The following is a 13511-nucleotide window of genomic DNA, read 5'->3' as shown; positions in this document are numbered from 1 at the left end:
TTTTTGCCTTTTCATAAGCTTTCTTGTTTTAAAGAAAATTCAATCCTTCATCTGACTCTCTGCATCGGCCACAACTTGCTCTAAACTGGTCTGACCAAGCTCAGACTCCATAGCTAGCTGGATTCTCTCCAATTTTTGATCCAAAACATCATGAATATGAGCTCCGACTGGACAATTTGGATTTGGATTGTCATGAAAACTGAAGAGTTGACCTGTCTTACCAAGACATTCGACCGCCTGATAAACATCTAATAGACTAATGTCTTTGAGATCCTTAACAATCTCTGTTCCCCCTGTTCCACGCGCTACTGAAATCAGCTCTGCCTTCTTCAACTGGGACAAGGTTTTTCTGATAATGACAGGATTGACCCCGACACTAGCAGCCAGAAAATCACTGGTCACCTTGCTTTCCTTCCCCTCGAGGGCGATAATTATCAGCATATGAGTCGCAATGGTAAATCTACTTGGAATTTGCATCCTCTTCTCCTTTTTACGAGGCTCCCCTGCCTCTACTCTTCTTTTTCTTTTATTATACCCTTTTTAGTTGTAATGTCAATCGTTACCACTTTTCAACCAAGCATCTAATTCCCTATCATAGCCCTCTTTCTGGGCCAATTCTCTCAGAAATTCCTGATTGTGGGTATGGTGGATACCATTGACCAGACTTTCGTAGTAAACCTCAAAATAGGGAAGTTTAAGATCTTTAGCCAGTTGCAATTCAGCTGCCACATCGTAGTCTACCCGTCGGAAGTCCATATCTACCAAACCCTTGTCATCAAACTCCAAAATCATATACTGGGCTCGCAAGTCCTTCCGCAACTGAGCATCTAAAAAGAAGGGCTGTCCAATCGAACCCGGATTGACAATCAATTGCCCACCAGTCCCGTAACGAAGCAACTGCTGGTGAATATGACCATAAACAGCAATATCACAAGGGGGATTGGTCACCAAGCGGTCAAAATCCTCTTGCGCTCCAGTATGAATCAACTCTCGCCCCCAGTTCTTATCAGGAAGATGGTGGCTAATTCCCACCGTCAAATCCCCAAACTGACGATGAAGCTGGAGAGGTTGATTGTGGAGCAGTTCAATTTCTTCTAGGGAAATTTCCTCTAAAACATACTGGCACTGGCGCAAGAGATAGCGTTGACTGGGACGAGTACTATCCAATTCCTTACGGACACCATGCCACAAACTATCTTCCCAGTTTCCCAAAACTCTAGCTGTAATCGGTAGTTGAGCCAACAAGTCCAAAATCCTTCTACGCCCTGTCCCTGGCATGAGAATGTCTCCCAAAAGCCAGTATTCATCCACTCCTAGCTGCCGAGCATCTGCCAAAACAGCCTCCAAGGCGGTGGTATTTCCATGAATATCTGAAAGAAGAGCTATTTTCGTCATATCCATCTCCTCGTTTTTTCTCTTGCAATAAGTATAACATAAAAAGTCACAGCTAGAGAAATCTAGCTTTTTTTGATATACTAGATAAAGATATTAGACAAGAGGAAGCGAATGACCCCGAATAAAGAAGACTATCTAAAATGTATTTATGAAATCGGCATAGACCTGCATAAAATTACCAACAAGGAAATTGCTGCCCGCATGCAAGTCTCTCCCCCTGCCGTAACTGAAATGATTAAACGGATGAAGAGTGAAAATCTCATCCTCAAGGACAAGGAATGTGGCTATCTACTGACTGACCTCGGCCTCAAACTGGTCTCTGAGCTCTACCGTAAACATCGCTTGATTGAAGTTTTTCTAGTTCATCATTTAGACTATACGAGTGACCAGATTCACGAGGAAGCTGAGGTCTTGGAACATACTGTCTCTGACCTGTTCGTGGAAAGACTGGATAAATTGCTAGGTTTCCCTAAAACCTGCCCCCACGGAGGAACCATTCCTGCCAAGGGAGAACTCCTAGTTGAAATCAATAACCTCCCACTAGCTGACATCAAGGAAGCTGGCTCCTACCGCCTGACTCGGGTGCATGATAGTTTTGACATTCTCCATTATCTGGACAAGCACTCACTTCACATCGGTGATCAGCTCCAAGTCAAGCAGTTTGATGGCTTCAGCAACACCTTCACTATCCTTAGTAAAGACGAGGACTTACAAGTAAGTATGGACATTGCAAAACAACTCTATGTCGAGAAAATCAACTAATTTCTCCAATCCCCTACCAACCCTGAAAGTTTGATTTTCAGGGTTTTCTTATCTATTTTTTATATCAAAAATAGCATAAAAATCTAGTTATCCGCATAAAAACTGGACTTATCACACTTTATCAAGGTCAAAACCACTCAATTTACTACTAATTTACTACTTATGAATGAGCTTTGATACGACGATTTATCCTTGAAAAGTGAAGATATAAAGATACTTCCAATAAAATTTGAATATTTAATAGGTAGACACTTCAAAAAATGAGGTGTCTATTTTTTTACCCGATTTTGAAAGGAAGTGAACTTATGAAAACAAAAAATCAAGAATCAAAAGGTCGTTCCCCACTCTTTAAGACCATCAAACATTCATTCAGCCAATAAAAAAGAAAGGATAGGTAAAAATATGGAACTTAAATTTGTGATTCCCAACATGGAAAAAACATTCGGCAATTTAGAATTTGCTGGCGAGGATAAAGTCGTTCAGCGAAGAATCAACGGACGGCTAACTGTCTTATCAAGAAGCTATAATCTCTATTCTGATGTTCAAAGAGCAGATGATATTGTGGTGGTGCTTCCTGCTGAAGCTGGCGAAAAACATTTCGGCTTTGAGGAACGTGTGAAGTTAGTCAATCCACGTATTACCGCAGAGGGCTACAAAATCGGCACTCGTGGTTTTACAAATTACCTTTTACATGCTGACGACATGATAAAAGAATAAAGAAAGAGAGGAAAAATGATGAGATTAGCAAATGGCATTGTATTAGATAAAGACACGACTTTTGGAGAATTGAAATTCTCTGCTCTACGTCGTGAAGTGAGAATCCAAAATGAAGACGGGTCGGTTTCAGATGAAATCAAGGAACGTACCTATGACTTAAAATCCAAAGGACAAGGACGCATGATTCAAGTAAGTATTCCTGCCAGCGTGCCTTTGAAAGAGTTTGATTATAACGCACGGGTGGAACTTATCAATCCCATTGCGGACACCGTTGCTACTGCCACCTATCAAGGAGCAGATGTTGACTGGTATATCAAGGCAGACGATATTGTGCTGACAAAGGATTCTAGTTCATTCAAAGCTCAACCACAAGCAAAGAAAGAACCGACACAAGACAAATAGTCGCTAGGTAGAAAGGAGACTTTTTCGCATGAAACAGCGTGGTAAAAGGATTCGCCCATCTGGTAAAGATTTAGTCTTTCATTTTACGATAGCGTCACTCCTGCCTGTTTTCCTGCTGGTTGTCGGACTGTTTCATGTGAAGACAATCCAGCAGATCAACTGGCAGGATTTTAACCTATCACAAGCAGATAAGATTGACATTCCCTATTTAATTATCAGTTTCAGTGTCGCAATTCTTATCTGCTTGCTGGTAGCGTTTGTATTCAAACGGGTTCGCTATGATACGGTTAAACAACTTTACCACCGTCAAAAACTGGCAAAGATGATACTTGAAAACAAGTGGTATGAATCTGAACAGGTCAAAACAGAGGGTTTCTTTAAAGATAGTGCTGGTCGTACAAAAAAGATAACCTACTTCCCTAAAATGTATTATCGACTTAAAAATGGCTTGATACAGATACGGGTGGAAATCACGCTGGGAAAATATCAAGACCAACTCTTACACTTGGAAAAGAAATTAGAGAGTGGCTTGTACTGTGAGCTGACGGATAAAGAGTTAAAGGATTCCTATGTGGAATATACTTTGCTCTATGACACCATAGCCAGTCGTATTTCTATTGATGAAGTAGAAGCTAAAGATGGTAAACTTCGCTTAATGAAAAACGTATGGTGGGAATATGATAAGCTCCCTCATATGTTGATTGCTGGTGGTACAGGTGGCGGTAAAACTTACTTTATACTGACACTGATTGAAGCCTTGCTTCATACAGATTCAAAACTGTATATTCTTGACCCGAAAAATGCTGACCTTGCGGACTTAGGTTCTGTGATGGCAAATGTCTACTATAGAAAAGAAGACTTGCTTTCTTGCATTGAAACATTCTATGAAGAAATGATGAAACGTAGTGAGGAAATGAAGCAGATGAAGAACTATAAGACTGGCAAAAATTATGCTTACTTAGGTCTCCCGGCACACTTCTTAATCTTTGATGAATACGTCGCTTTCATGGAAATGCTGGGAACAAAAGAAAACACCGCAGTTATGAATAAGCTGAAACAGATTGTCATGTTAGGTCGTCAAGCTGGCTTCTTTCTAATACTGGCTTGTCAACGTCCAGACGCAAAATATTTAGGCGACGGAATCCGTGATCAGTTTAATTTCAGAGTGGCTTTAGGTCGTATGTCTGAAATGGGCTATGGCATGATGTTTGGCAGTGACGTACAAAAGGATTTCTTCTTAAAGCGAATCAAAGGTCGTGGCTATGTTGATGTAGGAACAAGTGTCATATCAGAGTTTTATACTCCCCTTGTACCAAAAGGATATGATTTCTTGGAGGAAATTAAAAAGTTATCCAACAGCAGACAGTCCACGCAGGCGACGTGCGAAGCGGAAGTCGCAGGTGTGGACTGATCTTGCTGGCTGGTGTGGCAATAGCCACGCCAGCACTTAACCCCCCGTATCTAACAGGGGGGTACAAATCGACAGGAAACAGTCAAAAAAACATTAGAAAATCCTTTGGTTACAAGGGATTTACAAAATTTCAGCGTATGTCAAATGGGCTTTAAAAGTTGACATACGCCTTTTTGATTGGAGGGATTTTTACTGAATGAACAAACTTGGTTACAGCATTTAAAAGAAAAACGCTTGGCTTATGGACTATCTCAAAACCGTTTAGCTGTTGCGACTGGTATTACAAGGCAGTATCTAAGCGATATTGAAACAGGAAAAGTCAAGCCATCAGAGGATTTACAGCAGTCCCTTTGGGAAGCTCTGGAACGCTTCAATCCCGACGCTCCCCTTGAAATGCTGTTTGATTATGTAAGGATTCGCTTTCCGACAACAGACGTACAGCAGGTGGTCGAAAACATCTTACAACTGAAACTGTCCTATTTTCTTCATGAGGACTATGGTTTCTATTCTTATTCAGAGCATTATGCTTTAGGCGACATATTCGTCCTTTGCTCCCATGAACTGGACAAAGGAGTTCTGGTGGAATTGAAAGGTCGTGGGTGCAGACAATTTGAAAGCTATCTTCTGGCACAACAAAGAAGCTGGTATGAGTTCTTTATGGACGTTTTGGTGGCTGGCGGTGTGATGAAACGCCTTGACCTTGCCATTAACGATAAGACAGGGATTTTGAATATCCCTGTACTCACTGAAAAGTGCCAACAGGAAGAATGTATCTCCGTCTTCCGCAGTTTTAAAAGCTATCGCAGTGGCGAACTGGTACGCAAAGAGGAAAAGGAATGTATGGGAAACACCCTCTATATCGGTTCATTACAAAGTGAAGTTTATTTCTGTATCTATGAAAAGGACTACGAGCAGTACAAGAAAAATGATATTCCCATTGAAGACGCAGAAGTAAAAAACCGTTTTGAGATTCGATTGAAAAATGAGCGTGCCTATTATGCAGTCCGTGATTTACTCGTCTATGACAATCCAGAGCATACCGCCTTTAAAATTATCAATCGGTATATCCGTTTTGTAGATAAAGACGATTCCAAACCTCGTTCTGATTGGAAACTGAATGAAGAATGGGCTTGGTTTATTGGGAACAATCGTGAACGATTAAAACTAACCACAAAACCAGAGCCTTACTCCTTCCAAAGGACGCTGAACTGGCTATCTCATCAAGTTGCCCCGACCTTAAAGGTTGCGATTAAACTTGATGAAATCAACCAGACGCAGGTTGTAAAAGACATTCTCGACCATGCGAAACTGACAGACCGACACAAGCAGATTTTGAAGCAACAGTCAGTAAAAGAACAGGACGTGATAACAACAAAAAAATAACTCAAATACAAATTCATTGAATATAGAGAGGAGAACATTTTTATGAATTTTGGACAAAACCTTTATAACTGGTTTCTATCAAACGCTCAATCACTGGTGCTTTTAGCAATCGTTGTGATTGGCTTGTATCTTGGCTTCAAGCGTGAGTTTAGCAAACTGATTGGCTTTTTAATTATTGCGATTATTGCGGTTGGCTTAGTCTTCAACGCTGCTGGAGTAAAAGACATTTTACTAGAGCTATTCAATCGCATTATTGGTGCTTAAATAAAACCGTTCTTTTGTGGAATATAAGTGGTTTTCTTATGTTCCGCAAAGGAATGGTACACCAAACGAAGTGCGGTAGGGATTTTTGAATCTCTACAAAGAAAGGACGTGAATATATGGACGATATGCAAGTCTATATTGCGAATTTAGGCAAATACAATGAGGGCGAATTGGTCGGTGCGTGGTTTACCTTTCCCATTGACTTTGAGGAAGTCAAAGAGAAAATCGGCTTGAATGATGAATATGAGGAATACGCCATTCATGACTACGAGTTACCCTTTACGGTTGACGAATACACTTCCATTGGCGAACTCAATCGACTATGGGAAATGGTATCGGAATTACCCGAAGAATTACAATCGGAGCTATCTGCTCTGCTCACTCATTTTTCAAGCATTGAAGAACTAAGCGAACATCAAGAGGATATTATCATTCATTCCGATTGTGATGATATGTATGACGTGGCACGCTACTACATTGAAGAAACGGGTGCTTTAGGCGAAGTACCAGCTAGTCTTCAAAACTATATTGATTATCAAGCCTATGGTCGGGATTTAGACCTTTCAGGAACGTTTATCTCAACCAATCATGGGATTTTTGAAATCGTCTATTAAATCTGTCGGTACATTACTACTGGCAGATTTTCTATTTTACGGGGTGGCTCAATCAGCTACCCCTATTTTTTATGAAAGGATTGATTACATGAAGAAAATACGAAGCTATACCAGTATCTGGTCTGTGGAAAAGGTACTGTATTCTATCAATGATTTTAGACTTCCGTTTCCCATAACCTTTACGCAAATGACATGGTTTGTCGTGTCACTCTTTGCAGTGATGATACTTGGCAACTTGCCCCCTCTTTCCATGATAGAGGGAGCATTTCTCAAATACTTTGGGATTCCTGTGGCTTTCACATGGTTTATGTCTACAAAAACTTTTGATGGTAAAAAGCCTTATGGATTTTTGAAGTCTGTCATTGCTTATGCACTGCGACCAAAGCTGACCTATGCAGGAAAAAAAGTAACGCTTGGCAGAAACCAGCCACAAGAAGCCATTACAGCAGTTAGGAGTGAATTTTATGGCATATCCAATTAAATACATTGAAAACAATCTCGTCTGGAATAAAGACGGGGAATGTTATGCTTACTATGAGCTTGTTCCTTACAATTACTCATTTCTAAGTCCAGAACAGAAAATACAAGTGCATGATTCTTTCAGACAGCTTATCGCACAAAATCGTGATGGCAAAATTCATGCTTTACAAATCAGTACAGAATCCAGCATACGTTCTGCACAAGAGCGTTCCAAAAATGAAGTCACTGGCAAGCTCAAAGCGGTTGCCTATGACAAAATCGACCAACAGACAGACGCTTTAATATCCATGATTGGCGAAAATCAAGTGAACTACCGTTTCTTTATCGGCTTTAAGTTGCTTCTCAACGATCAGGAGTTTTCTATGAAAAGTCTTACCGTTGAAGCAAAAAATGCTTTGTCTGATTTTGTCTATGATGTGAACCATAAGCTGATGGGCGATTTTGTTAGTATGAGTAATGATGAAATCCTGCGTTTTCAGAAGATGGAAAAGCTCTTAGAAAATAAAATCTCTCGTCGTTTCAAAATCCGCAGGTTAGATAAGGACGACTTCGGCTATCTGATTGAACACCTTTACGGACAGACAGGCACTGCCTATGAAGAGTATGAGTACCATCTATCAAAGAAAAAGCTGGATAATGAAACGCTGATTAAATACTATGACTTGATTAAGCCTACTCGCTGTTTGGTGGAAGAAAAACAGCGATATTTGAAAATCCAGCAGGAAGATGAAACCGTCTATGTAGCTTACTTTACCATTAACAGCATTGTCGGAGAACTGGACTTCCCGTCCTCTGAAATCTTCTACTACCAGCAACAGCAATTTACATTCCCGATTGATACGTCAATGAATGTGGAAATTGTAGCGAATCGTAAAGCCCTATCTACTGTCCGCAATAAAAAGAAAGAACTGAAAGACTTGGATAACCACGCTTGGCAAAGTGATAATGAAACCAGCTCCAATGTGGCGGAAGCTCTGGAAAGTGTGAATGAGCTGGAAACCAATTTAGACCAAAGCAAGGAATCTATGTACAAGCTGTCTTATGTGGTAAGGGTATCAGCAAATGATCTTGACGAACTCAAACGTCGTTGTAATGAAGTGAAAGATTTTTATGACGATTTAAGCGTAAAACTGGTACGACCATTTGGGGATATGCTCGGCTTACATGAAGAATTTTTACCTGCCAGCAAGCGTTATATGAATGATTATATTCAATACGTGACCTCTGATTTCCTCGCTGGTTTAGGTTTTGGTGCTACTCAAATGCTGGGGGAAAATGAGGGGATTTATGTTGGCTACAGCTTAGATACTGGACGCAATATCTATCTGAAACCTGCTCTTGCCAGTCAAGGGGTTAAGGGTTCAGTAACCAATGCGTTAGCGTCGGCTTTTGTTGGTTCGCTGGGTGGTGGTAAATCCTTTGCGAATAACCTTATCGTCTATTATGCGGTGCTTTATGGGGCACAAGCAGTGATTGTAGACCCAAAAGCAGAACGTGGCAGATGGAAAGAAACCTTGCCAGAGATTTCCCATGAAATCAATATCGTCACTCTGACTTCTGATGAGAAAAACAAAGGCTTACTTGACCCTTATGTGATTATGAAAAATCCCAAAGATTCTGAATCACTGGCTATTGATATTCTGACATTCCTTACGGGGATTTCCTCTCGTGATGGGGAACGCTTCCCAATCCTTAGAAAAGCCATTCGTGCAGTAACCAATAGTGAAGTACGAGGGTTGATGAAAGTGATTGAGGAATTACGGGTTGAGAATACGCCACTAAGTACCAGTATAGCCGACCATATCGAAAGTTTTACAGACTATGACTTTGCACATTTATTATTCAGTAATGGTTATGTGGAGCAGTCTATCAGCTTAGAAAAACAACTGAACATTATACAGGTTGCGGACTTGGTACTTCCCGACAAGGAAACTTCCTTTGAGGAATATACCACTATGGAGCTTTTATCCGTTGCTATGCTGATTGTCATTAGTACCTTTGCTTTAGACTTTATCCATACAGACCGAAGCATTTTCAAGATTGTAGATTTAGACGAAGCATGGAGCTTTTTACAGGTAGCACAAGGAAAAACACTATCTATGAAGCTGGTTCGGGCTGGTCGTGCTATGAACGCTGGGGTATATTTCGTGACCCAAAATACAGACGACCTCTTAGATGAAAAACTGAAAAATAACCTCGGCTTAAAATTTGCATTTCGTTCCACTGACCTTAACGAGATTAAAAAGACCTTAGCCTTTTTTGGTGTAGACCCAGAGGACGAAAACAATCAGAAGCGATTGCGTGATTTGGAAAACGGGCAATGCCTTATCAGTGATTTATATGGTCGTGTCGGTGTGATACAGTTCCACCCTGTATTTGAAGAACTGCTCCATGCCTTTGATACCAGACCACCTGTGCGAAAAGAGGTGTAAATGTGAAACCATCAATAGTAAACAGAATAAAATCAAACTGGACGCTGAAACGTCTAGGTAAAGTGGCAATGACAGTGGCTTTCACACTTGTGATTGCCATTTTTCTTTTAGCCATGCTGGGAACGGTGGTTCAAGCTGCGGGCTTGGTAGATGATACGGTCAATGTGGCAAATGAATACAGCCGATACCCACTTGAAAACTATCAACTGGATTTTTATGTGGATAATAGCTGGGGCTGGCTTCCGTGGAACTGGTCGGACGGGATTGGAAAACAGGTCATGTATGGACTATATGCCATTACCAATTTTATTTGGACAATCAGTTTGTATGTTTCCAATGCGACAGGTTACTTAGTACAGGAAGCCTATTCCTTAGACTTCATTTCCGCTACAGCAGATTCCATTGGTAAGAATATGCAGACCTTAGCTGGTGTGAGTGCAAACGGATTTTCAACAGAGGGTTTCTATGTTGGATTCCTCTTACTCTTGATTTTGGTTCTTGGGGTTTATGTTGCCTATACGGGACTGATAAAGAGAGAAACCACAAAGGCAATTCATGCCATTATGAATTTTGTGCTGGTGTTTATCCTATCGGCTTCCTTTATTGCCTACGCTCCCGACTACATTAAAAAAATCAATGACTTTTCATCAGACATCAGTAATGCCAGTTTATCACTTGGCACGAAGATTGTCATGCCCCATTCCGATAGTCAAGGCAAGGACAGCGTGGACTTAATCAGAGATAGCCTGTTTTCCATACAGGTTCAGCAACCGTGGCTACTGCTTCAATACAACAGTTCAGACATTGAAAGTATCGGTATTGACCGTGTGGAAAGCCTGCTCTCCACCAGCCCAGATTCCAACAATGGCGAAGACAGAGAAAAAATTGTTGCGGAAGAAATTGAAGACAGAAGCAATACCAATCTAACCATTACAAAGACCATTAACCGTTTAGGTACAGTCTTCTTCCTATTTGTCTTCAATATTGGGATTTCCATATTTGTATTCCTATTAACAGGAATCATGATTTTCTCGCAGGTACTTTTTATCATCTATGCTATGTTTCTGCCTGTGAGCTTTATTTTAAGCATGATTCCATCATTTGATGGTATGTCAAAACGAGCCATAACAAAGCTCTTTAATACCATTTTGACACGAGCTGGAATCACATTGATTATTACGACAGCATTTAGTATTTCAACCATGCTCTATACCTTATCGGCTGGTTATCCGTTCTTTTTGATTGCTTTTCTACAGATTGTGACCTTTGCAGGAATCTACTTCAAGCTGGGCGATTTAATGAGTATGTTTTCTCTACAGAGTAACGATTCTCAAAGTGTGGGAAGTCGTGTGATGAGAAAACCTCGTATGCTTATGCACGCTCACATGCACCGTCTACAGCGGAAACTTGGACGTTCCATGACTACTCTAGGGGCTGGGTCTGCCATTGTTACAGGTAAAAAAGGGTTCTGTTGCAAAGTTTTAAATAAAGAATAAAATCCCTTACGGCATCTATGATTTAAGCTGGGATTCCCAATAATACCTTGATTTCAGTACAGACCGAAAACCCGAAGAGAGTGCCTTCTTTTCGGGTTTTCTTATATAATCCTCGGATGGCTTCCATGCCTTTAATCGTGGGTGAGGCAGTGCGTAAACTTCGATAGAATTTATTGCGTCTCTTTACTGGACGATGGTCTTGTTCAATCAAATTATTCAGGTATTTAATGGTACGATGTTCTGTCCCTTGATAAAAGCCGTATTCTTTTAGTCTCTTAAAGGCACTTGTAATAGAGGGGGCTTTATCTGTGACTACAACCTTCGGTTCATCAAACTGCTTCACTAACCGCTTAAGAAAAGCATAGGCTGCTTGTGTGTCCCGTTTTTTACGTAACCAAATATCCAAGGTTAAACCATCTGCATCGATGGCTCGATACAAATAATGCCATTTTCCTTTAATTTTAATGTATGTTTCATCCATTTTCCATGAATAAAAGGATTTTTTATTTTTCTTTTTCCAAATTTGATAGAGTAGTTTGCCATATTCTTGCACCCAACGATAAATCGTCGTATGAGAAACGTTAATGCCACGATCATATAAGATTTCTTGAACTTCACGATAGCTAAGGTTATAACGAAGATAGTAGCCCACGGCTACAATAATCACATCCTGCTGAAATTGCTTTCCTTTAAAATGATTCATCGTCATTCCTCCTGCTATCTTTTTCTATTATTCTACCTTATTTGATAGTAGATTTAAAACTTTGCAACAGAACCGCAAATATCTTTGGGACTACTACAGATTATTTGCTGGGACAAAAACCTTATTCAATTATCAGTAGTTTACCTCTAGAACAATTAGATCTTACCAATATTGCAAACTTTTCAAAGGATGAGTTTGATATTTTGAAACATTCAATAGCAGTTTCGGTGGCAAGAAATAAAATAAAGGCAACAGAACTAAAAGATAGAGTTATAGAAAAAAATCAGTTGTCAGAAAAAGATGCAGAACTTTTGAATAAGATTTTTGAAGAAGTTAAAACTTATTGGGAAAATTAGGAGGACGCTAGTCTTCAAAATTCCCTCCCAAAATGTGTCCAAAATATTGACAGAATTCTAGCTTTTCATTATAGTTCTTATGGAACTTTTTTTCTACAACAAAATAGGCTCCATAATATCCATAGGGGATTTACCCACTACAAATAGTATAGAGCCGGTTTTATTAATGTCCTGCATTTCCTAATAAGTTAACCATGACAACACCAATGATAATCAAAATTAAACCGATAATGCTATAAACATTTAGTGTTTCTTTGAAAATCATTACTGCGATAGAGGCTGTCAAAACTAAACCGACAGCTGACCATGTTGCATAAGCTATTCCTAAAGGAATTTTTTGCATTGCTAGTGAGAGGAAATAGAAACAAACGCCATAGCTAAGTAGGGCAGAAACGGTTGGAATAGGCTTTGTAAAACCGTCTGATAATTTCAAAAGGTTAGTTCCCAATATCTCTCCTACAATGGCGATAAAAAGATAAAAGTATGACATGTCTTTAACCTCCTATATGTCATGTTTTTGCTCTAAGAGCTATTATAGCTATCCGTTTTTTATAAATCTTGGCACAAGTCATGAGAATTTGTAGTAAAACTGTGGCAGACACTTTTTCAGAACCAATAGCTGATAAGTTTAGTATATCATAAAATAAATTTTAAAAAAAGTCTTGATTTATTTCAATGTCTTGCGTGGTCTCGATTTTACTGGTAAAATTACTTTTAAGAACTTTAAAAAAGAGGTTTCTATATTTGACAAAACAATGACTTGTTGTCCCGAATGTGGGCATCCTTTGGAGAAAAAATTTTTAAAAGATGAGGGAGATATTCCTTATTGTTCACAATGTGCGAGTTTTCGTTTTCCAGTCTTTAATACAGCAATTAGTGCGATTTTATTTAATGAAAAACATGATAAGATTCTCTTGATTAAGCAATATGACATGGCTGAGCATATTTTGCTAGCTGGTTATGTGTCTAATGATATTCACAACCAATTTCTACAATCATTAAAGGCAATTAATTTAGCCTCTCTTATTACGGATATGGGTAATAAAATTGCACAAAACTAGTCCAAAACTCTTTTTAATAAGGAGTATACTTTCTA

15 protein-coding genes and 1 pseudogene are annotated in these 13511 nt (G+C 39.6%); 12 read left to right on the top strand and 4 right to left on the bottom strand.

Going from position 1 to position 13511, the window contains the following annotated elements:
* Positions 1-39: 39 nt before the first annotated feature.
* Both AC6I9F_RS03225 and AC6I9F_RS03220 read right to left on the bottom strand, forming a co-directional pair.
* On the bottom strand, positions 40-477 hold the full coding sequence (locus AC6I9F_RS03225) for an Rrf2 family transcriptional regulator (RefSeq protein ID WP_295525399.1): 438 nt from the start codon (positions 475-477) through the stop codon (positions 40-42).
* Between the two features lie 75 nt (positions 478-552).
* The gene (locus AC6I9F_RS03220) at positions 553-1395 is read right to left on the bottom strand and encodes a metallophosphoesterase family protein (RefSeq protein WP_498022731.1); all 843 of its coding nucleotides are present in this window, start codon (positions 1393-1395) and stop codon (positions 553-555) included.
* A gap of 111 nt (positions 1396-1506) precedes the next feature.
* On the opposite strand from AC6I9F_RS03220, the gene AC6I9F_RS03215 reads away from it, so the two are divergent.
* From AC6I9F_RS03215 to AC6I9F_RS03170, 10 genes and pseudogenes are all read left to right on the top strand, one after another.
* Positions 1507-2157: a metal-dependent transcriptional regulator gene (locus AC6I9F_RS03215; protein WP_000188509.1), complete on the top strand. Its 651-nt coding sequence runs from the start codon at positions 1507-1509 to the stop codon at positions 2155-2157.
* Positions 2158-2559: 402 nt separating this feature from the next.
* The gene (locus AC6I9F_RS03210; RefSeq protein ID WP_000420682.1) at positions 2560-2874 is read left to right on the top strand and encodes a YdcP family protein; all 315 of its coding nucleotides are present in this window, start codon (positions 2560-2562) and stop codon (positions 2872-2874) included.
* A gap of 15 nt (positions 2875-2889) precedes the next feature.
* Positions 2890-3276: a YdcP family protein gene (locus tag AC6I9F_RS03205; protein ID WP_000985015.1), complete on the top strand. Its 387-nt coding sequence runs from the start codon at positions 2890-2892 to the stop codon at positions 3274-3276.
* Positions 3277-3304: 28 nt separating this feature from the next.
* Positions 3305-4687: an FtsK/SpoIIIE domain-containing protein gene (locus AC6I9F_RS03200; protein ID WP_016398735.1), complete on the top strand. Its 1383-nt coding sequence runs from the start codon at positions 3305-3307 to the stop codon at positions 4685-4687.
* Positions 4688-4864: 177 nt separating this feature from the next.
* Positions 4865-6070 carry a MobT family relaxase gene (mobT, locus tag AC6I9F_RS03195; RefSeq protein ID WP_000398284.1) on the top strand — a complete coding sequence of 402 codons (1206 nt, stop codon included), beginning with the start codon at positions 4865-4867 and terminating at the stop codon, positions 6068-6070.
* A gap of 42 nt (positions 6071-6112) precedes the next feature.
* The gene (locus tag AC6I9F_RS03190) at positions 6113-6334 is read left to right on the top strand and encodes a hypothetical protein (RefSeq protein ID WP_001009056.1); all 222 of its coding nucleotides are present in this window, start codon (positions 6113-6115) and stop codon (positions 6332-6334) included.
* Positions 6335-6450: 116 nt separating this feature from the next.
* Positions 6451-6948: an antirestriction protein ArdA gene (locus tag AC6I9F_RS03185; RefSeq protein ID WP_000342539.1), complete on the top strand. Its 498-nt coding sequence runs from the start codon at positions 6451-6453 to the stop codon at positions 6946-6948.
* Between the two features lie 88 nt (positions 6949-7036).
* Positions 7037-7429 (top strand): conjugal transfer protein, encoded by a 393-nt coding sequence (locus AC6I9F_RS03180; RefSeq protein WP_000723888.1) that lies wholly within the window; start codon positions 7037-7039, stop codon positions 7427-7429.
* Complete coding sequence (gene tcpF, locus AC6I9F_RS03175; protein ID WP_498022705.1) at positions 7413-9860, top strand: conjugal transfer ATPase TcpF; 2448 nt, start codon at positions 7413-7415, stop codon at positions 9858-9860. Before AC6I9F_RS03180 ends, tcpF begins: the two co-directional genes overlap by 17 nt.
* 2 nt (positions 9861-9862) lie before the next feature.
* A pseudogene (locus AC6I9F_RS03170) lies at positions 9863-11326 on the top strand (CD3337/EF1877 family mobilome membrane protein); the annotation flags it as partial.
* Positions 11327-11378: 52 nt separating this feature from the next.
* Here AC6I9F_RS03170 and AC6I9F_RS03165 read toward each other — a convergent pair.
* Positions 11379-12059 (bottom strand): IS6-like element IS1216 family transposase, encoded by a 681-nt coding sequence (locus tag AC6I9F_RS03165; RefSeq protein ID WP_049486871.1) that lies wholly within the window; start codon positions 12057-12059, stop codon positions 11379-11381.
* 41 nt (positions 12060-12100) lie between these two features.
* On the opposite strand from AC6I9F_RS03165, the gene AC6I9F_RS03160 reads away from it, so the two are divergent.
* Positions 12101-12415 carry a hypothetical protein gene (locus tag AC6I9F_RS03160; protein WP_257960204.1) on the top strand — a complete coding sequence of 105 codons (315 nt, stop codon included), beginning with the start codon at positions 12101-12103 and terminating at the stop codon, positions 12413-12415.
* Positions 12416-12578: 163 nt separating this feature from the next.
* Here AC6I9F_RS03160 and AC6I9F_RS03155 read toward each other — a convergent pair whose 3' ends face one another.
* Positions 12579-12905 carry a DMT family transporter gene (locus tag AC6I9F_RS03155; protein WP_009732038.1) on the bottom strand — a complete coding sequence of 109 codons (327 nt, stop codon included), beginning with the start codon at positions 12903-12905 and terminating at the stop codon, positions 12579-12581.
* 172 nt (positions 12906-13077) lie between these two features.
* Here AC6I9F_RS03155 and AC6I9F_RS03150 point away from each other — a divergent pair, with 172 nt between their 5' ends.
* Entirely contained in the window at positions 13078-13476 is a 399-nt protein-coding gene (locus tag AC6I9F_RS03150) for an FmdB family zinc ribbon protein (protein WP_009732039.1), read from the top strand.
* The last annotated feature ends 35 nt before the right edge of the window (positions 13477-13511 follow it).

This window comes from Streptococcus nakanonensis (assembly GCF_059738785.1).
The sequence above is the reverse complement of the archived record's forward strand: the minus strand, read 5'-3'. Positions and strand labels throughout refer to the sequence as shown.